The organism is Nocardia rosealba (assembly GCF_020216065.1).
GTDB lineage: Bacteria > Actinomycetota > Actinomycetes > Mycobacteriales > Mycobacteriaceae > Nocardia > Nocardia rosealba.
In genome coordinates, this window is record NZ_JAIWNA010000009.1 from 269,460 (window position 1) to 292,522 (window position 23,063).

The following is a 23,063-nucleotide window of genomic DNA, read 5'->3' on the forward strand; positions in this document are numbered from 1 at the left end:
GTGATCCGCCGAGCAATGACGGACGCGGTAGTGCAATTCCTCGACGCCGCACGCATCGATCGCGCCTCCTTCGTGGCGCATTCGATGAACGGCGCACTGGCTGTCGAACTGGCCGCCCGCTACCCCGAGCGAGTTGATCGTATGGGCGAACGCGACACCTGGGTGCCGGTGCGGCAGGCCGGTGAGGTCGCCACCCGGCGCTCCCTGACGCGAAGCTGACCCTCGTCCCCGACGCGGGCCACATGCTCCACGAAGACCAACCGCTTCGCTTCACTACCGCGGTGCGCGAGTTCCTCTGAGAGGACGGCTGTTCGCCCGATCAGGAGAACTACCGAACTTCCGGACGCTATCTGGTGCCGACACCCAGGCCCCGGCGGGGTGATGGCCGGATAGAGGCGAACGGGCTAGCGTCGAAAGGCGTGATGTCTGTGACGCTGCTCGACTCGCCCGCATCGGCCGCGTCGTCTGCGCACAGGCAGCGATTGTCTGTGCGTGTGGTGGTCGGCCTGGCTGTCGCGCTGATTCTCGCCCAGTTGGTTCTGCGGGGCTGGGTGGCGTTTTCCGGCTTCTTCTACTGGGACGATTTCATCCTCATCGGACAGGTCAGCAGGCACCCCCTGTGGTCGGCGGAGTTGTTGCTGACCAGTCACGATGGGCATGTGATGCCGTTGGCGATCGCGTTGACCTGGCTGGTGACGAAGGTGGCGCCGCTGAGCTGGCCCTTCGCGGCGGCGGTGCTCGTCGGGTTGCAACTGCTCGCCTCGCTCGCGGTGCTACGGCTGCTCGTCGTGCTGATGGGATGGCGGGCGCGGGTGCTCGGACCGCTGCTGTTCTACCTGTTCGTGCCCTTGACCGTGCCCGCGTTCGCCTGGTGGGCGGCGGCGGTGAACGCCCTGCCGTTGCAGATCGCGCTGGCCTGGGTGAGCGCGGACGCCGTCCTGCTGGCGCGGACGGGCAGGCGTCGCCACGCGATATCGGGTGCTCTCGTCTCGGCTATGGCCTTGCTGTCGTTCGAGAAGTCGATCGTCGTGCTACCGGTGGCGTGCGCGGTGGTCGCGTTGTCGGCGCATGTCGCGGGGCGTCCCTGGCGTGATGCGGTTCGTCGCGGGGGAGCGCTCTGGGTGGCGGGCGGCGCCGTCTTGCTCGCCTGGGCCGCTGTGTTCCTGTTGGTCATCCAGCGCCCGCGCGGGCTGACCGGGCCCGAAGATCCCGGCGCGCTGCTCAGCCGGGCGCTGTCGGACGGATTGGTCCCCGCCTTGTTCGGTGGTCCGTGGCGATGGGAACGGTGGCAACCGGCCACGCCCTGGGCCGACCCGCCAGGCCTGGCCGTCCTCATCTGTTGGCTACTGCTGATCCTGTTGGCGGCGTGGACAATTCGCTCCCGGGCGCGGGTGACTGCGGTCTGGTTGTGCGCTGCGGCCTACGCCATCGCGACCATAGCCCCGGTGATCGTGCTGCGCGACGGGCCCGGCACCGCCGCCCTGCTACTCCAGTCCATGCGCTACTTCGCCGACTTCGCCGTGATTGCCACAATCGCCCTTGCGCTGATTCTGCAGGCACGGCGTTCCGCTGTCGCGCAGGAGGATTCGTCACCCGACCGTCGCGGGTCCGACACGGCGGACGCTCGTCCACGCACCGCAGGCATGTTGCCGCGCAGCCGTTTCCGGTTCAGGACCGGCTCGGTCGGAGGGTCCCAGCCGAGCGAACGCCTGCGAACCGGCCCGACATCGCGCATCCCGAGAGACCTGCCCACCTCGACGCTGTTCGCGATACCCGCCGTCCTCTTCCTGCTGAGCAGCGTCATCTCCACAATCACCTTCACCCGGTCATGGGAACCGAGCCCGGCGCGCACCTACATCACCGGCGTGCGCGCGGCCCTCCCGACAGCGACGGACGCCCCACTGCTGCCGCAGGAAGTCCCCTGGAATGTCTTGAACCCGTTGGCTTTCCCGCAGAACATGACCGACCACGTCCTCGCTCCGATCGCGACGCCGACAACGTTCGCCGCAGCCACTCCGACGCTGCGGATGATCACCGACACCGGCGACATCGTCGACGCGTATGTCTGGTGGAACCGCGCCGTCACCCCGGGTCCGGAACCGCAATGTGGCCACCGAGTGCGCGGCAGCACCTCGATCCCCTTGGACGGTCCCATGCAGATCCGCGACTGGACCGCCCAGATCAACTACTTCGCCGACCGTGACGGCCGGATCGCGGTGTCCTTCGAAGGCGACACCGAAACCGTCGCCGACGTGCGACAGGGCCTGAACACGGTGTACGTCCGGCTGCTCGGCGGCGGCGACGCCCTGCGGGTCAGGCCGCTCGAGCCTGAACAGTCGCTGTGTGTGGGGGTGGGACCGGTCGGCGTCGCCGCCTTCCCGCGCTGACCGGACTACCCAGGATTCATGGCGCCCCGGCGCAGGCATTTCTTGCCGAGTTGCGCGGCGGCCGGCACGAACACGATGCCGCTACCACCCGACGCCACAATGACATGGTCACCCCGACCGCAGCGGCGACTCTGATCCGACTCGCCGGGCGCACCGAAGCCGATGCTGGGCATCGCGACCGATCAGCAATCGTTGCCCGGGCGTGCCGCCGCGTGCCGTGCGATGCTGACTCCATGAGGCAGTTTCGGGTGTGGGCGCCGGAGGCGAGCGCGATGCGACTGCAACTCGAGGGGGTGGTCCACCCGATGCGCCGCAACGGCGGCGGCTGGTGGTCAGTGCGGGCCGAGGCAGGCCAGGGTGCGGAGTACGGCTTCCTCATCGACGACGACCCGACGGTGCTGCCCGACCCTCGCTCACCACGTCAGCCCAACGGCGTCCACGCCCTGTCCGCCGTCCACGACCTCGACACCGCCGTCTGGACTGATCGGTCCTGGACCGGCAGACAACTGGCCGGCTCGGTGTTCTACGAACTGCACATCGGCACCTTCACCCCGGAAGGCACCTTCGACGCCGCGATCGAACGCCTCGACCATCTGGTCGAGCTCGGCGTCACCACCGTGGAACTCATGCCGGTGAACGCCTTCGACGGCACCCACAACTGGGGTTACGACGGCGTGCTCTGGTACGCGGTGCAGGAAACCTACGGCGGTCCCGACGGCCTGCAACGCTTCGTCGACGCCTGCCACGCCCGAGGCCTCGCCGTCTGCCTCGATGTGGTCTACAACCACCTGGGCCCCTCCGGCAACTACCTCCCACGCTTCGGGCCCTACCTCACCGCCGGCCGCAACACCTGGGGTCAGAGCGTGAACCTGGACGGCCCCGGTTCCGATGCGGTGCGCCGCCACATCATCGACAACGCCCTGCGCTGGTTGCGCGACTTCCACATCGACGCCCTCCGCCTCGACGCCGTCCACGCCCTCGTCGACCACACCGCCACCCACCTGCTCGAAGAACTCGTCGTCGAAACCACCGCGCTCTCAGGACATCTCGGCCGACCGCTCACCCTCATCGCCGAAAGCGACCTCAACGACCCACGCCTGATCACCCCGCGCGCGGCAGGCGGCTACGGCCTGACCGGTCAGTGGAGCGACGACCTCCACCACGCCGTGCACACCGCTGTCTCCGGCGAAAGACAGGGCTACTACGCCGATTTCGGCTCACTGGCCTGCCTGGCCCAAACCCTCACCCACGGGTTCTTCCACGCCGCAACCTATTCCAGCTTTCGGGGCCGAACCCACGGCATCCCGATCCGCCGCGACCTGATTCCGGGAAGCGCCCTGCTCGGCTACACCTGCAACCACGACCAGATCGGCAACCGCGCCGTCGGCGACCGCCCCAGCGACTACCTCACCCCCGGCCAGCTGGCGGTGAAAGCGGCTCTGGTGCTGCTGTCCGCGAGCACGCCCATGCTGTTCATGGGCGAGGAATGGGGCGCGCGCACCCCGTTCCAGTTCTTCACCTCCCACACCGACCCCGTCATCGGCGCCGCGACCGCCGACGGCCGTCGCGCCGAGTTCGCCGCGCACGGCTGGGCCACCGACGACGTCCCCGATCCCCAGGACCCCGCCACCTTCACCCGCTCGAAACTCGACTGGACCGAACGCGGCCGTGAACCGCATGCCCGGCTACTGGCCTGCTATCGCGCCCTGCTCGCCCTGCGCAAGTCGCGACCCGAGTTCGGTGATCCCTGGTTGGAACGGGTCTGGGCCGACTACGACGAGAGCGCCCGCTGGTTCGTGCTGCGACGCGGCCGGATCTCGGTGGTATGCAACCTGTCCGAGGACGAGGCGGTGATCCCGGTGTACGGCCGGGTGCTGCTGGCGTGGGCGCCGGCGACAGAAAATGAAGGGGGAACTCTTGTTTCGGGTCACAGTTTCGTCGTGCTCGAAGAAGGGGAGGGCACGGGGACGGTGGTCACCGACTGATCTCACGCGGCCACAGCTCGGCCACGGTGCGCGGGAGATCGTTGCCGAGGCGACATAACGGTCGTACGGTTGAGCAATGAGCAACGAGGCTTACGGGCAGGACAGTGCTGCCCTTCCGACCGGTGTGGGCGGTTATGCGCCGGCCGGTTTCGGTCCGCTGGTGCGCGCTTTCGCCGCCCTGATCGGACATCGGCGCGACGCGGGCGGCGCCATCGCGATCTACCGGCACGGCGAACCCCTGGCACACCTGTGGACCGGCAGCGCGGGCGATCAGCCCTGGTCGGCCAACACCGGTTCGATCGTCTTCTCGGCGACCAAGGGTGTCACCGCCACCGTCATCCACCGCCTCGCCGACCGCGGGCTCCTGGATTACCAAGCGCCGGTCGCCGAGTACTGGCCTCGCTTCGCAGCGCACGGCAAGGGCGCGATCACCGTGGCCGACGTGCTCACCCACCGTTCCGGGCTGTCGTCGCTGTCCCCGATCGCCGACAGCGCCCAGGAACTCCTCGACCACGAGCTGATGGAAGACCGGCTGGCCATGGCCAAGCCCGACCGGCTGCTCGGCGTCCCCACCTACCACGCGCTCACCTACGGCTGGCTGCTGGCGGGTATCGCGCGCTCGGTCACCGGTCGCAGCATGAGCGACCTCATCCGCACCGAGGTCACCGACCCGCTCGGGGTCGAGGGGTTCCACCTCGGCCGTCCGGCGGCGGGTTCGTCGACCGAGTACGCCCGCCTCGCGGGCACCCACCTGCGCCTGGCCGGGCACCCGGTGGCCGCCGGTTTCCTCAACCGCGTGGGCTTCCGCATCCCCGGCGCGCTCGGCGCGGCGGCTCGTTGCCTGTACCTGACCGGCCTCAACGGCATCCTCGACGGCGAGGACCCGCCGATTCTCGACACCGAGATGCCCGCAGGCAACGGCGTCGCCACCGCTGCCGGACTCGCCCAGCTCTACGCGGGCCTGGCCGACGGCGTCACCCTCGACGGGTCACCGTTCCTGCGCCCCGAAACGCACAAGCTGATCCGGCGCGTGCAGACCTACCGCCTCGACCACGCCCTGTTCTACATGCCGATGATGTGGCATCTGGGCTACCACTCGATGCCCGCGCCCGGTGCGCGCACAGCCTTCGGCCACATCGGTCTCGGCGGATCCTTCGGCTGGGTCGACCCGCGCTCGGGACTGTCGGTCGGCTTCGTCCACAACCGCCTCGACCAGGCGCTGCTGCCCTACGACCAGTTCGCCATGGGCTGGCTGCTGCCGCTGGTGATGTCGGGCGTGCGCGCCACCCGCGACCGCGGGCAGCGCGTCGACCGGGTCGCCGCCTAGTCACCGCCCTTGCCGGTTACTCGGCGAGGGCGCCGGCGAGGTCCGATTCACGGTCTTCGCGTACGGATGTGGCGGCCGGTGGCTTGCTCTGCGGGATGAACACCGCGACCACAGCCGCCAGCGCGATGGCACCCGCGGCCAGCCAGAACGCGGTGGTGAAGCCTGAATCCGCGGGCAGCGCCGTCCCGGCGACGACACTGCCCGCCAGCACGGTGGCCGCGACCTGCGACCCGATCGATGACCCCACCGACCGGATCAGCGCGTTGACACCGGTGCTCTCTGCGGTCTTCTCGGCGGGCACCGCGGACATGATCAGATTCGGCATGGCCGCCATCCCGAGGCCGATGCCGACGAAGGTCACGACCGTGAACCCGATGACAGCTCCCTGGGAGCCGTGCGCCAGCGCCAGCGCGGCGAATCCGGCGGCGGCGGTGAGAGCGCCGAGGACGAGCGGCACAGCGGCGCGGACCCGACCGACGAGACGCCCGGCGACGACCGCGGCCGCCAGCATGGCGATCGAACCCGGGATCATCAGCAGACCGGACCCGGTGGCGTCCATGCCGAAGCCGTACTCGCCGGTGTCGGGGGTCTGCGCGAGCTGGGGGATGAGCGAGAACACCGCGAACATGCCCGCGCCGAACAGCAGCATGGCGATATTGGTGATCAGCACGGTCGGACGCCGCAGCACGTGCATGTCGATCAGCGGGTCGCCGACGCGGGTCTCGAACGCGACGAAACCGATCAGGACGACCAGACCGCCGAGGACGAGGCCGAGGGTGCGCGCATCGGTCCAGCCCCACGTCGAGCCACGACTCAGCGCGAGCAGCGGCATGGTGAGGCCGATGCTGAGCAGCGCGATGCCTGCGAAGTCGATCCGCGTGGGCGTCGGGATCGACCGCTCCGGCACCCGCAGCACGCCGACCAGCGCGATCGCCGACATGATCGCGCCGGACCAGAACACCCACTGCCAGGACAGGTGATCGATCAGCAGGCCACCGATGAGCAAGCCGCCGCCCGCGCCGATCCCGGCCAGCGCCGAGATGAGACCCAGTGCGCCGCCGCGCTTCTCGGCGGGAAATGTATCGCCGATGATGCCGTAGCACAGCGGGAAGATGCCACCGCCCGCTCCCTGGACGACCCTGGCGGCCACGAGCACCCAAATCGAAGGTGCCAGCGCCGCGGCCACGCTGCCGAGCGCGAACAGACCGAGCGCGATGACGAGCAACTTCTTCTTGCCGTACATGTCACCGAGGCGGCCGAAGACCGGGGTGAGGATCGCGGCCGAGATCAGGTAGGCGGTGAGCACCCATCCGACATCTGCCGTGCTCGCGTGCAGTTCGTGGCCGAGGATCATGATGCCGGGCACGATCGCGGTCTGGGCGAGCGCGAACGCGGCGGCGGCCAGGGCGAGGAACACGAGATTGGTGCCGAGTCCCCCTGAGTCGTGCGGGGCTTCGGACTCTCGGGTCGTCTGATCGATCATGGGGAGCTCACGCCTCCGTGTGGTTCCGCGCGGTAAGTGGACCTTGCAGTCCGTATCGAGAACTATACTGGACCCTGGAGTCCGTTTATTGAAGAGGGTGAGGCTGTGACTGCCATGACCGTCCGATTCGGCACAATCGCAGAGTGACTGCTCCCGAGTGCGACCCGACGACCGACCACGACGTCGACTGGTCCACCAAGCGATCAGATGCCAGGCGCAATCACGAGCGCGTGGTGGCGGCGGCCGTCGAAGTGTTCGCCGAACACGGCATCGAGGCGACGATTCCGCAGGTCGCCGCCCGCGCGGGCGTCGGCAAGGCGACCGTGTACCGCAGCTTTCCGACCAAGGACGCGCTGGTGCAGGCGGTGGCGCAGTATCAGCGCGCCTGGTTCTATCGCCGTGGCCTCGCCGCCCTGGAACAGCTGAACGCCGGCGGTGACCCCTTGACGATCCTGCGCGACCTGCTCGCCGAAACCGTCGAACGCCTAGCCAACGACCGGGCCCTCGCCGAAGCCCTGCCCGAGACCGCGAAGCCGTCGCCCGCGGGCGAGGAATCGTTGGAGTCGATCATCCTCGCGGGCCAGCGGCAAGGGGTGATCCGCGAGGACGTCACGGCCCGCCACGTGCGCGTACTGCTCGGCGGTGTCGCGGGCAGTCTGTTCCGGCAGCAGGAACGCGACCCCGAGCAGTGGCGGATCTACGGCGAGCTGATCTTCAACGCCGTGAAGAAGGCCTGACCGGCCTCACTAGGTGAGGTAGCGGTACGCGGGTGAGCCCGGCTCCAGGCGTTCGGCCTGGATCGGGGACTCCTCGATGCGGTGCAGCAGCGAGGCCAGGTCGTCGGTGGCGCCGAGTTCGATGCCGACCAGCGCCGCCCCGGTCTCGCGGTTGTTGCGCTTGACGTATTCGAACATGGTGATGTCGTCGTCGGGCCCGAGGACGTCGTCGAGGAAGCGGCGCAGCGCACCCGGTTCCTGCGGGAAGTCCACCAGGAAGTAGTGCTTGAGCCCGCGATGCACCAGGGACCGTTCGATGATCTCGCCGTAGCGCGACACATCGTTGTTGCCGCCCGACACCAGCACCACCACGGTAGAGCCCGGGTCGATGTCGATCTCGGCCAGCGCCGCCGTCGCGAGCGCGCCCGCGGGCTCGGCGATGATGCCCTCGTTCTGGTACAGGTCGAGCATCGCCGTGCAGATGGCGCCTTCGTCGACCTGCATCATCCGGAAAGACGCTGTGCCGGTGGGGGATTGGGTGGTGGTGAGCAGCGGGAGCGAGGCGTGCGATACGACCCGGCCGCCGAACGACGTCGCCGCCTGATACGGCAGGTCACCGATGCGGCGCACGGCGGCGCCGTCGACGAACGGGTCGATCTCGGGCAGGGTCACCGGGCCGCTGGCCACCAGCGCCGCCGTCATCGAGGCCGCGCCCGCGGGTTCCACGCCGAGCAGACCGGCGCCCGGCGCGCGCTCGCGCAGGTAGGTGCCGATGCCGGCGAGACAGCCGCCGCCGCCGACCGGCACGACGACGAGATCCGGTGCGGTACCGAGTTGTTCGAGGAATTCGGCGGCGATGGTGCCCTGGCCCGCCGCGGTGCGCGGGTCGTCGAACGGGGGAACCATGGTCGCGCCCGTGCGCGCGACGTCGTCGGCGGCGGCCGCGGCCGCGGCGTCGTAGGTCTCGCCGACCGCGATCAGCTCGACGAACTCGCCGCCGTGGACGCGGATGCGGTCACGCTTCTGCTTGGGGGTGGTCGTCGGGACGTAGATGCGTCCGCGCACGCCCATCGCCTGGCAGGCGAAGGCCACGCCCTGCGCGTGATTACCGGCGCTGGCCGCGACCACACCGGCGGCGCGTTCGGCGTCGGTGAGCTGCACCATCAGGTTGTAGGCGCCGCGCAGCTTGTAGGAGCGCACGGCGGTGAGGTCTTCGCGCTTGAGATACACCTGCGCGCCGGTGCTCGCCGAAAGGCGCGGGCTGTACTGCAGGGGTGTCGGCTCGATGATGTCGGAAATTCGCTGCGCGGCCGCATCGATCTCGTCCGCGGTGAGCGGCGGACGGGTCAGGGAAACTTCGGCGACGTCAACGGTGGAGGACACCCGACAATGCTACCGAGGCAGCCACGGGTGTCCGGCGTCGGCGGGGTCCTCAGCGGGGCGTCAGTACGAAGACCGGGATCTGGCGGTCGGTCTTCTTCTGGTATTCGGCGTAATCGGGCCAGACCTGCACCGCACGGTCCCACCACAGCGCCTTCTCCTCGCCGAAGACCTCGCGGGCGGTGTAGTCCTTGTTGACCGTGCCGTCGCGCAGCTCGACGTGCGGTTCGGCCTTGATGTTGTAGTACCAGACGGGGTGCTTCGGGGCGCCGCCCAGCGAGGCCACCACGGCGTACTCGCCGTCGTGTTCGACACGCATCAGTGGTGTCTTGCGCAGCTTGCCGGTCTTCGCGCCCTTGGTGGTGAGCAGGATGACCGGTTTGCCTTGCAACGAGGTGGCCTCGGCACCGCCGGAGGCCTCATAGGCCTCCGCCTGCTCGCGCGCCCAATCGGAAGTGCTCGGTGCGTACTCTCCTGTCAGTGGCATGACCAGCACAACGACGGTTCCGGCTGTGATGTTCCCGACCCCACCCGAAGGTGAGGTTTCGGTGGCCCGAACTCTTGTTTGCGCCTATCCTGTGTGCATGGCAGTGGTGACCCCATCGACAGCATCCGCGACGGTCGACGTCGCCGGCGTCGCGTGGCCGGTCTACAAGCTCGAGGCGCTGGTCGCCGGGCTCGTGGTCGCCGCGCTGCTCCTGCTCGTCGTCGGATCGCCGCAGGTCGCCGTGCTCGCCGCCGCGTCGGTCGCGGCCATTCGCTGGGTCGTCGGCGCCGCGAACACACATCCCCGGAGCTGACCGGTCACTCGAGGTCGAGCGCGCTCAATTCGCCGCGCGACACCACGCCCAGTTTCGGATAGGCCTTGTACAGGTGATGCCCGACCGTGCGATGACTCAGGAACAACCGGGCGGCGATCTCCCGATTCGACAGTCCTTGCGCGGCCAACCGGACGATCTGTGATTCCTGTGGAGTGAGCAGGCTCAACGGTCCGTCGTCGGCCCGGGCGGTTGTCCCCACACCCAGGGCGCTCAACTCGGTTCGGGCTCGGTCGAGCCAGGGCGCGGCACCGAGCCGATCGAAGATGTCGGCACATTGTTCGAGTTGCGTGCGGGCATCGACTTTGCGTTTGTCCCGGCGGAGCCATTCGCCGTAGAGGAGGCGGGTCCTGGCCTCGTCGAAGGGGCGATTGCCGACGAGGGCGGTGCGGAAATGCGGTTCGGGGTCCTCGGCCAGCAGCGCCTGCCCACGTGCCGCCAACGCGCCGATCCACTGCTGCTCGGCACGCTCCGACCACTCGATGAGCCTGGTCAGGGCCTCGTTTGCGCGGTCCGTCGCGCCGAGGCGGACGGCGACTTCGATCTGATCCGGCAGCGTGCGCAGGCCGATCACGTGGTGACGCGCGGGTTCGATCGTCATGTGTTCGAGTTCGGCCTGTGCCCGGTCGAGTTTGCCCTCGCCGAGCGCGAGCAGTCCCCGAGCCGCATGGGCCCACGACGCCCCCACCGCCATCGGCCCGCCGAGCTGATCGGCTACCGCGTTCTCCGCCTCGGCGTGGCAGCGCTGTTCGTCACCGTGCAGCGCCGCCAGGTAGGCGAGGAAGGCATGCAGCTGGCTGACCCACTGCGCCTGCCCGATATCGCGGGCGATCCCCAACCCTTCCTCGGCGGCGACCCGGCTCTCCCGTGGCCGCCCACCGAACAGCTGGCATTCGGCACGAAAGAACAGCAGCGGTGCGAGCAGGGCGATGCGCCCCTGCTCCCGGCACTCGGCGATGAGTTCGGCGGCTACCTCGTCGACCTGGTCGTCCTGACCGACGACGAGCCCACTACCGCACAGCTGCACCAGGTCGGCGGGGTTGTCGGCGCCTGTGGCGCGCGCGGCGTCGACGACGGCGCGCAGGTCCGTGGTGCGCCTGCCCGACACCGAACCGGTCAGATAGCGCGCGATCGGGGTGGCCGGGTCGTCCTCCGCCAACCGCAACGTCGTCAGGAACCCGGCCACCTCGTCGAGCTCGGCAGGACCGAGATACCAGGCCGTGTGCACGGCCCTGGTGAGAATGCGGGCGGCGGTTCCCGGGTCGTCCGCGCGCGCCGCACGGGCCGCCGACATGAACCGACGATGCGCGGAACCCGGTGTACCCGAAGCGAACTCGGCTTGCGCACGCACCAGCTCGAGCCGCTGGCCGTACTCGCCACCACCATCCTGAGCGGCCGCGCGCTCGGCCAGCCGCGCAGCCTGCTCGCTGAGCCCGGCCTCGGTCGCCGTCTCGGCGGCCAGCACCAGCCGCCGCACCCGCGCCGCACTGTCGACGCTCAGCGCCGCCGCCCGGTCGTAGGCCGCGACCGCCCCGTGAAAACCCGTGCGGCGACGCGTCCGATCGGCGGTGTTCTCCAACGCGGTCGCGGCCTCCTCGTCGGGCCCTGTCGCCGCGCAAGCCAAATGCCAGGCCCGCAGATCGGCATCGTGGTCATCGGGGAGTGCCCGAGTACCAAGGTCGATCGATCCGTCGGTAGCGGTCGCCGAGCCGTGGGTGCCGGTCGTTGGGACCGCGGTGTCGGTTATCGGGCCGTGGGCACCGTTCGCCGAAGAGGTGATGACAGTCGTCGAGCTGCCGGTACCGGCGCCGTCGAGCCCAGTGGGCGAAGGCGCCGCGAGATCTCCTGCCACCGATGTATGCGCTGTCGGTGCGTAGGCGGCGGCGAGCGCGCGGTGGGCGGCGAGTCGCTGGGTCAATGCCGCACCCTGGTAGACCGCCGAGCGCAGTAGCGGGTGGCGCCAGGTGAGTCGTCCGGTGTCGAGGTCGATCATGTCCGCGTCCTGTGCCGGTTGCAGGTCCGGCAGTCCCGCACCGAGGGTGGTGGCGGCCTGCAGTACTCGCCCGATGTCCGCCGTGCCCGCCGCGGCGGCGACCAGGAGAACGGTGCGCGTGGTGGCCGGGAGCCGGGCGATGCGGCTGTGGAAGGCCAGTTGCAGCCGCTGGGTCAGGGGGAGTGGGTTCGCCGCATCCACGTCGCCCGCACCGACAACCAACGGAAGTTCCAGCAGGGCAAGGGGATTCCCACCCGACTCGGTGAGCAAACGGTAGCGGGTGGCCGGTGGCAACCGGGTCGCGCCCGCATCGAGCAGTGCGGCGGCCGCCTCGGGCGCGAGACCGGACAGGGCGAGCTCCGGCAGCCCGGGCGCCGGGAAATCGCCAGGACCGGTGCGCGTGGCGAACAACATCACCACCCCCTCGGCATCGAGCCGGCGGGCCGCGAACAGCAGGGCGTCGGCGGTGGCCTGATCCAGCCAGTGCGCGTCGTCGACGATGCACAGCAGCGGTCCGTCGGCGGCTTCCTCGGCCAACAGCGTCAGCACCGCGAGGCCGATGAGCATCCGGTCGGCCGGTGCGTGCTCGCCGAGGCCGAAGGCCGCCTCGAGTGCGTCGCGCTGGCGGGGCGGCAGCTGCCCGACCAGTTCCATGCCCGGTTTCACCAGTAGATGCAGTGCGGCGAAGGGCAATTCGGCCTCGGATTCGATACCCGCGCTTCGCACCGTCGGAAGCCCCTGCGCCGCAGCATAATCCAGCAGAGCCGACTTCCCGATGCCTGCCTCACCGCGGATCACGAGGGCCGCGCTGCGCCCGGCACGCGCATCGGCGAGCAGGTCGTCGAGCATGGCCTGTTCGGCGTCGCGTCCGTGCAGCATGTGCTCAACCGTATCGCCGTACCGGCGATGACAGTAGCCGCGTCGCGAAAGTACCTATAGGCGACTGATTCGCCGACCCCCACTCAGCCCATAACGTTGGTGTCATCGCAGAAACAACGAGCGAAACACCAGCTCAGAGACTATTTCGGAGGTCGAGATGAACACCGTCGTCGCGCAGTACCTGGAAGCCTGGAACACCCGCGAGCCCGGCGCCCGCCGCTCCGCGGTAGCCCGGCTGTTCACCCCGCAGGTCGGCTACGTCGACCCGATGGTCGCGGTGAACGGACACGCCGAACTCGAAGCCGCCATCGCCGGCGTGCAGACCCAGTTCCCCGACTGGACCTTCCGGCTGGCCGGCCCGGTCGACGCCCACCACGACCAGGTCCGCTTCACCTGGGGTCTCGGCCCCGCCGACGGTGACGCCGTGGTGATCGGCTTCGACGTCGCCGTCCTCGTCGACGGTCGCATCGACCGCGTCTACGGCTTCCTCGACCACGTTCCCGCCGCCGCCTGAAACCCCTTCACACACCAGGAGATCCGCCATGACCACCGCCACCCGCCCCGGCCGTCTGTCCACCCTGCTCACCTCCGGGGAGAACCTGCTCCGCCTGTCGCTGCGCACCGATGCCGTCGTCACCGGCGCCAACGGCATCGCCTATCTCGCCCTCGCGGTTCCGCTCGAGCGTCTGCTCGGCCTCGACACCACCGCGAGCCTGGCGATCGGCGCCTTCCTCACCGCCTACGGCCTGGCCGTCGCCGTCATCGGTGCCAGGTCGCCGATCAACCGGACCGCCGCGGCCGGTGTCGCGATCGGCAACGCCGCCTGGGTGCTGGCCAGCCTCGCCGCGGTGGTCACGGGGGCACTGAACCTCACGACTGTCGGCGCGGTCTGGGCCGTGATGCAGGCGATGACGGTCGGCGCCTTCGCCGCACTGCAGTACCTGGGCCTGCGACGCTGAACCGGACGCGGGACCGCCGAGGCGGTCCCGCGTTTCTCAGCGCACCAGCAGCGCGACCGGTAACCGGGTGAACAACGTGTCGAGCCGCACGGTGCCCGAATAGGTGTTGCCGGTCAACCTGTCGGTCCAGGTGCCTTCGGGCAGGGGCAAGGTGGTGTCGGTCCACCCCGTCGCGGCCAATCCGACCGAATGCCGGGTGGCCGCGACGATCACCTCGGGCGATTCCCCGGCGGGCCCGCGCCCGTAGGCGACGAGCCGGTGCGCGTGCTCGCCGACCGCGTAGAACGGCCGATACATCCCGCCGACGAAGCATTCCGGCCGCTCCCGCCGCAACCACAGCGCGTAGGCGACCACCCACATCTTCGCCGCGCCCGTGGTGTCCAGAGTCGGTGTGTCGGTGAGGGATTGGAGCATTCCCGCTCGCACCGCGAAGTTCACCGGTCGCCGGTTGTCGGGGTCGACCAGCGAGTCCTCCCACACCTCGGTGCCCTGATAGATATCCGGGATCCCCGGTGCGCACAGCTGCAGCAGCTTCTGCGACACCGCGTCCGACCAGGCATGCGGTGCCAGCTCGTGCGCCAGATCGCCGATCCCGGTGCCGACCGGCCCGTCGATCACCGCGTCGAGCCAGGCGTGCACCGTCGACTCGAACTGCGCGTCGGGTTCCTCCCACGACGTCTTGGTCCCGGCCTCCCGGATCGACTTCTCCGCGAACAGATGCAACCGATCACGCAGCCCCGGCACCGACGACGCGGGCCGCCCGTCGGCGGGCCACACCCCGAACATGTTCTGCAACAGGAACAGTGCCGTGGCACCGTCGGGCGCCGGGGTGGTTTCGAGCCAGCCACGCACCCGCTCCGACCAGAGCTCGGCCACCTGCGAGAGCACGCCGATCCGGGCGCGCACATCCTCACCGCGCTTGGTGTCGTGCGTCGACAGTGTGGTCATGGTCGCCGGCCAGCGCTGCGCGCGCTCACTGTTGGACAGGTGGAAATCGTTGACCGAATGGCCGAACCGCGCCGGGTTCCCACCCACTTCCTGCAGTGACACCAACCGCGCACCCTGATAGAACATGGTGTCCTCCACCGCTTTCGCGGTGATCGCCCCACACACCTGGTTGAACCGCGTCGCCGCCTCCCCGCCGACAGCCAGCGCCGTCACCAGCACCGACAGCGGCGCCGTGAGTTCGGCGTTGCGCTTCTCCACCTCCGCGACCACCGCCGCGGTCATCCCGGCCAGCGGTGCGTAATCCACCCGGTACACGGGCATGAACGCCAGCACCTCGATGGTTGCGTTGCTCACGGCAAGGGTGTCGAAACTGCCCGCGTTGCCGTCGCGTTTGATCGCGGCGACCAGCCGCCGGATCTCCGGTGCCAGAATGGTTTCGGCGACCGCCCGTTTGATCCGGTGCTCGGTCTCGCCGAACCAGGCGCGATCGCTGCCGTGCCCGGCCACCTGTTGTGACAGCTCGGTGAGCGCGGGTTCACCGGCCGGATCGATGAGCACCCCGCCCACGTCGGCCAGTGCGTCGTACCCCGTGGTGCCGTCGATCGGCAGGGTGGCGTCGAGCGGTTCACGATTGGCGAGGATCTTCTCGACCAGCAGCAACCGCTTGGGCCCGATCAGGCGACGCAAACGTGTGAGATAAGCACTGGGATAGGCCAACCCATCCGGGTGATCCACCCGGACACCGTCGATCAGGTCGTGTTCGCACCAGGCGGCCAGTTCCCGGTGCGTCGCCTCGAACACCTCCGGGTCCTCCTGGCGGACGGCGGCCAGGCTGTTCACCGCGAAGAACCGTCGATAGGTGCACACCCCGGCCTTCCAGCTCACCAGCCGGTAGTGCTGGCGGTCGTGGATGCGCAGCGCATTGTCACCGTCGGTGCCGGGTGCGATCGGGAACCGCAGATCGTGCAGCGCGAGCATCGGCTCGGGACCGGATCGGTCGACGGTGAGCGCGGCCGGATCGTTCTCGTTCTGCAGCACCGGCAGCGCCAGCCGCCCGCCCGCACCGTTGCTCGGACTCCAGTCGATGTCGAAGTACCTCGCGTACGGCGACTTCCGGCCCAGCCGCAGCACATCCCACCACCACGGATTCTGCTGCGGATCCCCGACTCCGACGTGGTTGGGCACCAGATCGACGATCAAACCCATTCCGCGACTGCGCACTTCGTCCGACAGCGCTTTGAGTCCCGCGGGCCCACCGAGTGCCGCCGACACCGTCGTCGGATCGGTGACGTCGTACCCGTGCGTCGACCCATGTGCCGCGGTGAGGATCGGGGACAGGTACAGATGCGAAATCCCCAGCTGCTGCAGGTATTCGGCAATGGCCCGGGCATCGCCGAACGTGAGCGCGTCGGGACGCAACTGGAGGCGGTAGGTGCTGCGCACCGTGCTCGGGCGGATCGGCGCGCGGTGCAGCCGGGTCAGGGGATCGGTCACGTAGGTCTCGGTCATCGTCTCGCTAGGCGGTTCGGCGCAATACGAGCAGGCAGCGGCTGGGAACGGGCAGCACCGACGCCGCCGCATGAACTGCTTCGGCGGCACCGGTGGGGGTCGAACAATCCAGGGCGAGCGCCCATTCGGCACCGAACTCCGGCTCGGGCAGCACGAAATCGAGCGCTTCGTCGTGCGCATTGAAGCACAGCAGGAACGAGTCGTCGCTGATCCGTTCCCCGCGCGGGCCGGGCTCGGGAATGCCGTCGCCGTCGAGCAGCACGGCGAGGGATTTGCCGAATCCGCTGTGCCAGTCGTCGGTGGTCATCTCCGCCCCGGCGGGCGTGAACCAGGCGATCTCGCGGCGATGCCCCTCGCCGTCGGCCGGGCCAGGGGCGAGGAAGCGGCGACGCCGGAAGATCGGATGCTCGGTACGCAACGCGATCACCGAGCGGGTGAATTCGATCAGGTCCGCGTTCTTCTGCGCCAGCGACCAATCCATCCACGCCAGCGGCGAGTCCTGGCAGTACACATTGTTGTTGCCGAGCTGGGTGCGGCCCATCTCGTCACCGTGGGCCAGCATCGGCGTGCCCTGGCTCAGGATCAGCGTCGCCAGCAGATTGCGCTGCTGACGCGCCCGCAGTGCCTCCACCTCGGGGTCGTCGGTCGGTCCTTCGACACCGCAGTTCCACGAGCGGTTGTGGCTTTCGCCGTCGCGGTTGTCCTCGCCGTTGGCCTCGTTGTGTTTCTCGTTGTAGGACACGAGGTCCCGCAAGGTGAATCCGTCGTGCGCGGTGACGAAGTTGATGCTCGCGCCGGGCCGTCGCCCGGTCGGCTCGTACAGATCCGACGACCCGGTGAGCCGGGAGGCGAACTCACCCAATGTCGCCGGTTCGCCGCGCCAATAATCGCGCACCGTATCGCGGTACTTGCCGTTCCACTCCGTCCACAGGCTGGGAAAGTTGCCAACCTGATAACCGCCCTCGCCCACATCCCACGGCTCGGCGATGAGCTTCACCTGACTCACCACCGGATCCTGGTGCACGAGATCGAAGAATGCGGAAAGCCGGTCCACATCGTGCAATTCGCGCGCGAGCGTCGCGGCGAGGTCGAAGCGGAAGCCGTCGACGTGCATATCGAGAATCCAGTAGCGCAGCGAATCCATGATGAGTTGCAGAGTGTGCGGATGACGCACATTGAGACTGTTGCCGGTGCCGGTGAAATCCTTGTAGTGCTCGGGGTTGTCGTCGTCGAGCCGGTAGTAGGCGGCATTGTCGATACCGCGCAGGCTCAGGATCGGCCCCAGATGATTGCCCTCGCCGGTGTGGTTGTAGACCACATCGAGAATCACCTCGATGCCCTCGGCGTGCATCGCCCGCACCATCGCCTTGAACTCGGCGACCGCGGCGTCCCCGGTGCGGCGGGAGGCGTACTCGTTGTGCGGGGCCAGATACCCGATGCTGTTGTAGCCCCAGTAGTTTCGCAGCCCCTGATCGGTGAGCACGTGATCGTGGAAGAACTGATGCACCGGCATGAGTTCGATCGCCGTGACACCGAGCGCTTTCAGATGCCCGATGATCGCCGGATGTGCCAGCCCCGCATAGGTGCCGCGTAGTTCGTCGGGGATGTCGGGGTGCGTCATGGTCATGCCCTTGACGTGCGCCTCGTAGATCACCGTCTCGTGGTACGGCCGATTCGGCGGCCGGTCGTTGCCCCAATCGAAGAAGGGGTTGATGACCACCCCGGTCATGGTGTGGCCCAGCGAATCCAGGCCGTAGGTATAGAGCGAGGGGTCGTTGACGAACTCGCCGTCGAAGGCCTTGCCGTACGGGTCGAGCAGCAGTTTGCCCGGATCGCAGCGCAGCCCCAGCTCGGGCTCGTAGGGCCCGTGGACGCGGAACCCGTAGCGCTGACCGGGAACGACCGACGGCAGATAGGCGTGCCAGACGTAACCGTCCACCTCGTCCAGATCCACCCGCGTCTCGGACCCGTCCTCGCCGATCAGGCACAGCTCCACCCGGGTGGCCACCTCGGAGAACACCGAGAAGTTCGTGCCCCCGCCGTCGTAGGTGGCACCGAGCGGGTAAGCCGTGCCCGGCCACACGCTCAACGGCGTCACCTCACCAGTCCGGTCGTTGGGGCTCGACATGCTACGACAGTAAAGGAATCCGCGTGCTGACCGCGCGTGCTCGCGCTGGGTGCTGCGTCACCCCGCCATCAGCCGCCGCGCGTAGCCCGTGCGCCGGGCCAGCGCGGCGAGCCCGCCGAAAACCCACCGTTGCAGCAGCGCGGGCGGACCAGCCAGGTAGCCGTCCTGGTACTCCCACAGCAGCGCGAGCGCCAGCGGGTTGCGGGGCAATCGCTGCTCGGTGGTCTTGTTCGCGTTGTCCAGCCCACTCCAGAACTCGAACATCTCCCAGTGCCGCAACGGCGGGCGGATCACGTGGTCCATCACCGTGCCCTCGGCCTCGTTCCAGAATTCGTGCACGGCACGCGGCGGCGCGGTGACGGTGTCGCCCGGTCCGGCGACGATGTCGGCGCCATCGATGCGGAAGCGCACCCGCCCGCTCCGGATCGTCCACGTCTCGCTGATCTCGGGATGCCAGTGCGGGCCCGCCTGCCTGCCGGTGCGTGGCAGCTCGTGCTCGAGCCGGAGGTAGGCGCCGTGCTCGTCGGCGCCGCGGTCGACGAGCGTGACCCGATGCCCGTTGCGGAAGGTGAGGACGGTGCCGGTGCGTGCCATAACCAAGATATAAAGGTAACCTTCCTATATGTCAAGGTCTACGCTGCTGAAACTCCTGGTCCAGGCCACCGATGCCTACGAACGGGAACTCGACAACGCCCTGCGCGCAACCCTCGGCACGGAACTGCGACCCGCGCACTACGCGGTCTTTCGCTATCTGGCGCCGAACGGCTCGCGAGTGACCGCCCTGGCCGAGTCGGCCGGGATGACCCAGCAGTCGATGGGGGAGCTGGTCACTCACCTCGAGCGTTGCGGTCATGTCGAGCGCGTCGCTGATCCCGCCGACAAACGCGCACGTCTGATCGTGCCGACGGCGAAGGGTCGCGATGCCCTTGCTGTGGCCGCGCGCGAGATCCGGCGTATCGAGGCCGCGATCGCGGGCGAACTCGGCGCGGACTCGCTCGGCGATGTCCGCGCGGCCCTGGCCCGGATTCCCGATGTGGTCGCGAGTCTGTCCGCAGTCGCCGACAGGTGATAACTTGAACAGCGTTCAAGGCCGTCGCAGGCGGCACCGGGCAACGACGAGGACACGCTGTGGACCTGACCCCCGAGCAGATCACCGCCCTGGACGCCGACCACGTCTGGCACCCCTACGGCGGTTTCCCGGCTACCACCGAACCGCTGGTGGTGACGAGCGCGGCGGGCACCCGGCTCACCCTGGCCGACGGTCGTGAACTCGTCGACGGAATGAGTTCCTGGTGGGCGGCCGTGCACGGCTACCGGCATCCCGTGCTCGACGAAGCTCTCTTCGCGCAGTCGCAGCGGATGAGTCACGTGATGTTCGGTGGGCTCACCCACGAACCCGCCGCCAGCCTCGCGCAGCTACTCGTCGAGATCACTCCCGCAGGCCTGGACAAGGTGTTCCTCTGCGACTCCGGCTCGGTGTCGGTGGAAGTGGCCGCGAAGATGTGCCTGCAGTACTGGCGGGCACTCGGCCGTCCGGCCAAGAACCGCCTGCTCACGTGGCGAGGCGGCTATCACGGCGACACCTTCACGCCGATGAGCGTCTGCGATCCCGAGGGCGGCATGCACACGCTGTGGACCGATGTCCTCACCGATCAGGTCTTCGTGCCCGCCCCGCCTCGCGAATTCACCCAGGACTACGTCGCCGAACTCGAACACGCGATCCACACCCATCGCGACGAGGTGGCCGCCGTCATCATCGAGCCCGTTGTGCAGGGCGCGGGCGGCATGCGCTGGCACGATCCGCGCTACCTCACCGAGCTGCGCCGCATCTGCGACGCGAACGACGTGCTGCTCGTCTTCGACGAGATCGCCACAGGCTTCGGCCGCACCGGCGCGCTGTTCGCCGCCGACCACGCCGGGGTCGCGCCGGACGTCATGTGTGTGGGCAAGGCGCTGACCGGCGGCTATCTCACCCTCGCCGCCGCGCTGTGCACCACTCGAATCGCTGAAACCATCAGCGCCGCGCACGGCGGTCTGATGCACGGGCCGACCTTCATGGGCAACCCGCTGGCGTGCGCGGTCGCGGTGGCCTCGATCGAACTGCTGCGCTCGCGTGATTGGCGCGGTGAGGTCGCACGGATCGAAAGCGAGCTGCGCGAAGGTCTCGCGCCGGTCGCCGACCTGCCGGGGGTAGTCGACGTGCGTGTGCTCGGGGCGATCGGCGTCGTCGAACTCGCCGAACCCGTCGACATGCGCGCAGCCACCGATGCCGCTGTCGACGCCGGTGCTTGGCTGCGTCCATTCCGCAATCTCGTCTACACCATGCCGCCGTTCATCAGCAGTTCCGCCGATATCGCCGCCATCACCGGCGCCGTGCACGCCGCTGTGAAAGCCTCGCTCCGATGACCGGCCTGAACGGTGTTCAAGTATCCTCCTCGACTGTGACTACGGACCCGTTGAGCTGGCTGGACGAACGCGCCACCGCGCGCACCGCCGCCGGGCTGCGCAGGCACCTGCGCGTGCGCGAACCCGAGCAGGCGAGCATCGACCTCGCCTCCAACGACTACCTCGGCCTGGTACGCCACCCGGAAGTGATCGAGGGCGCGATCGCCGCGGTCCGCCGTTGGGGTGCGGGTTCCACCGGTTCGCGGCTGGTCACCGGAACCACCGCCGAACACGAGCTCCTGGAAACCGAACTGGCCGAATTCGTCGGCGCTGAAACAGGATTGGTCTTCGCCTCCGGATACGCCGCCAACCTGGGTGTGGTCACCGCCCTGGCCGGGCGCGACAGCTTCGTCGTCTCCGACGCGGGCAGCCACGCCTCCCTCGTCGATGCGTGCAGGCTCTCGCGTGCCCGGATCGCCGTCGCACCGCACCGCGATGTCGCCGCCGTCGACCGGCTGCTGGCCGAGCGCGTCGAGGAGCGGGCGCTCGTCCTCACCGACTCGGTCTTCAGCGCCGACGGCGACCTCGCGCCGCTGGCCGACCTGCACCGGGTCACCCGGGCCAACGGTGCGGTCCTCGTCGTAGACGAAGCCCACGGACTCGGCGTCCGCGGTGCCGGGGGCAGGGGATTGGTGCACGAGCTGGGCTTGGCGGGGCAGCCCGACCTCGTCATCACCGCCACCCTGTCGAAGGCGTTCGCCGCCCAAGGCGGAGTAGTGCTCGCCGACAACAGGATCCGTGCCCATCTCATCGATGCCGCCCGCACCTTCATCTTCGACACCGGCCTGGCACCCGCCGCCGTCGGCGCTGCCCGCGCGGCCCTGTCACTGCTGCGCCGCGACCCGGCCATGGCCACCCGTGTCCTGGAACGCGCGGCGGACATCGCCCACGTCGCGGGCGTGCCCGAACCGACCTCGGCTGTGGTCTCGGTCGTTCTCGGCGACGCCCAACGCGCCTTCGACGCCGCTCAGGCGTGCCGAGCGCGCGGGCTCGAAGTCGGTTGCTTCCGTCCACCGTCGGTCCCCGAGGGAACCTCGCGTCTTCGCCTCACCGCCCGCGCCGACCTCACCGCCACCGAACTGGACACCATCGCCGAGGTGCTCGGCGCGGTACTGGCCGAGGCCCGTGGGGACGCGCTGGTCGTCTGACACGGTCGCGCGCCCGAACCTGGGCAGGTAGGGAACGGATCGGTGATGAACCGAGGAATGGTGAGGTAGCGAGATGGGTGTTCTTCTGGTCAGCGGTACGTCGACCGATGTCGGCAAAACCGTCGCGACCGCCGCGCTGGCCGCGGCCGCCCGGGCCGAAGGCCGCACGGTCGCGGTCTGCAAACCGGCCCAGACCGGCATAGCGCCCGGTGAACCCGGCGACCTCGCCGACATCACCCGCCTGACCGGCGTCACCCGCACCCTCGAGCTGGCCCGCTACCCGGAACCGCTCGCCCCCGACACCGCCGCCCGCCGGGCAGGCATGCCCTTGCTGACGCTCGCGGAGACGGTCGCAGGTATCGAGACACTCGCCGACGCCGACCTGGTGCTCGTCGAAGGGGCGGGCGGGCTGCTGGTCCGGATGGGGGAGTTCACCCTGCTCGACCTCGCCGAGAAACTCGGCGCCCCCATTCTGGTCGTGGCTGCCGCCGGCCTGGGCACGCTCAATCACAGCGAACTCACCACAAGAACCCTTGCTGCCGCGGGAGTGCGCTGCGCCGGACTCGTCATCGGCGCCTGGCCCGATGAACCCGACCTCGCTTCCGAGTGCAATCGCCACGATCTGCCTCGGATCACCGGAACACCGTTGCTCGGCGTCATACCCGCAGGGGTGGGACGGTGGGACCGCGACCGGTTCACCGGTGCCGCTCCGGGCTGGTTCGACCAAGATCTGAAAAACCTCCTCTGACCAGCCGATTTGACTTCGTGTTTGGCGGCACGTAACTTAGTTCGAGTCAGAGCGACACGGACACCGACTCAGCCCCGCTGAGACACGAGGTAGTACGATGAGCGCCTGACTGATTGCGTGTTCAGGGCTTGACCGGATTTGCGTCCGGTGGGTTGCTTGGACTACAGTACGAACCCTTGCCGCACCGAAACCTCGACTGATCGTCGGGTC

19 protein-coding genes are annotated in these 23,063 nt (G+C 68.9%); 12 read left to right on the plus strand and 7 right to left on the minus strand.

Annotated features, from left to right (window positions below; translation table 11 throughout):
• Positions 1 to 15: 15 nt before the first annotated feature.
• The 4 genes from LDL21_RS27110 (at position 16) to LDL21_RS27125 (ending at position 5,699) form a co-directional block, all read left to right on the plus strand.
• Positions 16 to 219 (plus strand): alpha/beta fold hydrolase, encoded by a 204-nt coding sequence (locus tag LDL21_RS27110; RefSeq protein ID WP_225282290.1) that lies wholly within the window; start codon positions 16 to 18, stop codon positions 217 to 219.
• Between the two features lie 203 nt (positions 220 to 422).
• Entirely contained in the window at positions 423 to 2,387 is a 1,965-nt protein-coding gene (locus tag LDL21_RS27115; protein WP_225282323.1) for a hypothetical protein, read from the plus strand.
• A 233-nt stretch (positions 2,388 to 2,620) separates the two neighbouring features.
• Positions 2,621 to 4,372, plus strand: a complete 1,752-nt coding sequence (treZ, locus tag LDL21_RS27120) for a malto-oligosyltrehalose trehalohydrolase (protein ID WP_225282291.1) — start codon at positions 2,621 to 2,623, stop codon at positions 4,370 to 4,372.
• 76 nt (positions 4,373 to 4,448) lie between these two features.
• Positions 4,449 to 5,699 (plus strand): serine hydrolase domain-containing protein, encoded by a 1,251-nt coding sequence (locus LDL21_RS27125; protein ID WP_225282292.1) that lies wholly within the window; start codon positions 4,449 to 4,451, stop codon positions 5,697 to 5,699.
• 16 nt (positions 5,700 to 5,715) lie between these two features.
• Here the strand turns inward: LDL21_RS27125 and LDL21_RS27130 are convergent, their stop codons facing one another.
• A complete protein-coding gene (locus LDL21_RS27130) occupies positions 5,716 to 7,182 on the minus strand; it encodes an MFS transporter (RefSeq protein WP_225282293.1) in 1,467 nt (488 codons plus the stop codon).
• Between the two features lie 143 nt (positions 7,183 to 7,325).
• Between LDL21_RS27130 and LDL21_RS27135 the strand changes: the two genes are divergently transcribed.
• Positions 7,326 to 7,919 (plus strand): TetR/AcrR family transcriptional regulator, encoded by a 594-nt coding sequence (locus LDL21_RS27135; RefSeq protein ID WP_225282294.1) that lies wholly within the window; start codon positions 7,326 to 7,328, stop codon positions 7,917 to 7,919.
• A 9-nt stretch (positions 7,920 to 7,928) separates the two neighbouring features.
• Here LDL21_RS27135 and ilvA read toward each other — a convergent pair whose 3' ends face one another.
• Positions 7,929 to 9,281, minus strand: a complete 1,353-nt coding sequence (gene ilvA, locus LDL21_RS27140) for a threonine ammonia-lyase IlvA (protein WP_225282295.1) — start codon at positions 9,279 to 9,281, stop codon at positions 7,929 to 7,931.
• A 49-nt stretch (positions 9,282 to 9,330) separates the two neighbouring features.
• Positions 9,331 to 9,765 carry a nitroreductase family deazaflavin-dependent oxidoreductase gene (locus tag LDL21_RS27145; RefSeq protein ID WP_225282296.1) on the minus strand — a complete coding sequence of 145 codons (435 nt, stop codon included), beginning with the start codon at positions 9,763 to 9,765 and terminating at the stop codon, positions 9,331 to 9,333.
• Positions 9,766 to 9,862: 97 nt separating this feature from the next.
• Here LDL21_RS27145 and LDL21_RS27150 point away from each other — a divergent pair, with 97 nt between their 5' ends.
• On the plus strand, positions 9,863 to 10,078 hold the full coding sequence (locus tag LDL21_RS27150) for a hypothetical protein (RefSeq protein ID WP_225282297.1): 216 nt from the start codon (positions 9,863 to 9,865) through the stop codon (positions 10,076 to 10,078).
• A gap of 4 nt (positions 10,079 to 10,082) precedes the next feature.
• Here the strand turns inward: LDL21_RS27150 and LDL21_RS27155 are convergent, their stop codons facing one another.
• Positions 10,083 to 12,968 (minus strand): helix-turn-helix transcriptional regulator, encoded by a 2,886-nt coding sequence (locus LDL21_RS27155; protein ID WP_225282298.1) that lies wholly within the window; start codon positions 12,966 to 12,968, stop codon positions 10,083 to 10,085.
• A gap of 157 nt (positions 12,969 to 13,125) precedes the next feature.
• Between LDL21_RS27155 and LDL21_RS27160 the strand changes: the two genes are divergently transcribed.
• Both LDL21_RS27160 and LDL21_RS27165 read left to right on the plus strand, forming a co-directional pair.
• On the plus strand, positions 13,126 to 13,482 hold the full coding sequence (locus tag LDL21_RS27160; RefSeq protein WP_084457462.1) for a nuclear transport factor 2 family protein: 357 nt from the start codon (positions 13,126 to 13,128) through the stop codon (positions 13,480 to 13,482).
• 28 nt (positions 13,483 to 13,510) lie between these two features.
• A complete protein-coding gene (locus tag LDL21_RS27165; RefSeq protein WP_225282299.1) occupies positions 13,511 to 13,927 on the plus strand; it encodes a hypothetical protein in 417 nt (138 codons plus the stop codon).
• A gap of 36 nt (positions 13,928 to 13,963) precedes the next feature.
• On the opposite strand, the gene treY is transcribed toward LDL21_RS27165, so the two are convergent.
• The 3 genes from treY to LDL21_RS27180 are packed head-to-tail and all read right to left on the minus strand — an operon-like array spanning position 13,964 to position 19,106.
• Positions 13,964 to 16,384 (minus strand): malto-oligosyltrehalose synthase, encoded by a 2,421-nt coding sequence (gene treY / locus LDL21_RS27170; RefSeq protein ID WP_225282300.1) that lies wholly within the window; start codon positions 16,382 to 16,384, stop codon positions 13,964 to 13,966.
• 7 nt (positions 16,385 to 16,391) lie between these two features.
• Positions 16,392 to 18,512 carry a glycogen debranching protein GlgX gene (glgX, locus tag LDL21_RS27175; protein WP_225282301.1) on the minus strand — a complete coding sequence of 707 codons (2,121 nt, stop codon included), beginning with the start codon at positions 18,510 to 18,512 and terminating at the stop codon, positions 16,392 to 16,394.
• Between the two features lie 57 nt (positions 18,513 to 18,569).
• Positions 18,570 to 19,106, minus strand: coding sequence for a cupin domain-containing protein (locus LDL21_RS27180; protein WP_225282302.1), 537 nt, complete (start codon positions 19,104 to 19,106; stop codon positions 18,570 to 18,572).
• Between the two features lie 28 nt (positions 19,107 to 19,134).
• On the opposite strand from LDL21_RS27180, the gene LDL21_RS27185 reads away from it, so the two are divergent.
• The 4 genes from LDL21_RS27185 to bioD all read left to right on the plus strand — a co-directional run bounded on the left by LDL21_RS27185 (position 19,135) and on the right by bioD (position 22,853).
• Positions 19,135 to 19,581 (plus strand): MarR family winged helix-turn-helix transcriptional regulator, encoded by a 447-nt coding sequence (locus tag LDL21_RS27185; protein ID WP_225282303.1) that lies wholly within the window; start codon positions 19,135 to 19,137, stop codon positions 19,579 to 19,581.
• 59 nt (positions 19,582 to 19,640) lie between these two features.
• Positions 19,641 to 20,918 (plus strand): adenosylmethionine--8-amino-7-oxononanoate transaminase, encoded by a 1,278-nt coding sequence (locus LDL21_RS27190; RefSeq protein WP_225282304.1) that lies wholly within the window; start codon positions 19,641 to 19,643, stop codon positions 20,916 to 20,918.
• A 35-nt stretch (positions 20,919 to 20,953) separates the two neighbouring features.
• Positions 20,954 to 22,105: an 8-amino-7-oxononanoate synthase gene (locus tag LDL21_RS27195; RefSeq protein WP_225282305.1), complete on the plus strand. Its 1,152-nt coding sequence runs from the start codon at positions 20,954 to 20,956 to the stop codon at positions 22,103 to 22,105.
• Between the two features lie 73 nt (positions 22,106 to 22,178).
• The gene (gene bioD / locus LDL21_RS27200; protein ID WP_225282306.1) at positions 22,179 to 22,853 is read left to right on the plus strand and encodes a dethiobiotin synthase; all 675 of its coding nucleotides are present in this window, start codon (positions 22,179 to 22,181) and stop codon (positions 22,851 to 22,853) included.
• The last annotated feature ends 210 nt before the right edge of the window (positions 22,854 to 23,063 follow it).

Coding starts and splice junctions, on each gene's coding strand:
- glgX (WP_225282301.1), bottom strand. CDS start 18,512: ATGTCGAGCCCCAACGACCGGACTGGTGAGGTGACGCCGTTGAGCGTG.
- bioD (WP_225282306.1), top strand. CDS start 22,179: ATGGGTGTTCTTCTGGTCAGCGGTACGTCGACCGATGTCGGCAAAACC.
- LDL21_RS27115 (WP_225282323.1), top strand. CDS start 423: ATGTCTGTGACGCTGCTCGACTCGCCCGCATCGGCCGCGTCGTCTGCG.
- treZ (WP_225282291.1), top strand. CDS start 2,621: ATGAGGCAGTTTCGGGTGTGGGCGCCGGAGGCGAGCGCGATGCGACTG.
- LDL21_RS27160 (WP_084457462.1), top strand. CDS start 13,126: ATGAACACCGTCGTCGCGCAGTACCTGGAAGCCTGGAACACCCGCGAG.
- LDL21_RS27145 (WP_225282296.1), bottom strand. CDS start 9,765: ATGCCACTGACAGGAGAGTACGCACCGAGCACTTCCGATTGGGCGCGC.
- treY (WP_225282300.1), bottom strand. CDS start 16,384: ATGACCGAGACCTACGTGACCGATCCCCTGACCCGGCTGCACCGCGCG.
- LDL21_RS27110 (WP_225282290.1), top strand. CDS start 16: ATGACGGACGCGGTAGTGCAATTCCTCGACGCCGCACGCATCGATCGC.
- LDL21_RS27165 (WP_225282299.1), top strand. CDS start 13,511: ATGACCACCGCCACCCGCCCCGGCCGTCTGTCCACCCTGCTCACCTCC.
- LDL21_RS27150 (WP_225282297.1), top strand. CDS start 9,863: ATGGCAGTGGTGACCCCATCGACAGCATCCGCGACGGTCGACGTCGCC.
- LDL21_RS27180 (WP_225282302.1), bottom strand. CDS start 19,106: ATGGCACGCACCGGCACCGTCCTCACCTTCCGCAACGGGCATCGGGTC.
- LDL21_RS27155 (WP_225282298.1), bottom strand. CDS start 12,968: ATGCTGCACGGACGCGACGCCGAACAGGCCATGCTCGACGACCTGCTC.
- LDL21_RS27130 (WP_225282293.1), bottom strand. CDS start 7,182: ATGATCGATCAGACGACCCGAGAGTCCGAAGCCCCGCACGACTCAGGG.
- LDL21_RS27125 (WP_225282292.1), top strand. CDS start 4,449: ATGAGCAACGAGGCTTACGGGCAGGACAGTGCTGCCCTTCCGACCGGT.
- LDL21_RS27185 (WP_225282303.1), top strand. CDS start 19,135: ATGTCAAGGTCTACGCTGCTGAAACTCCTGGTCCAGGCCACCGATGCC.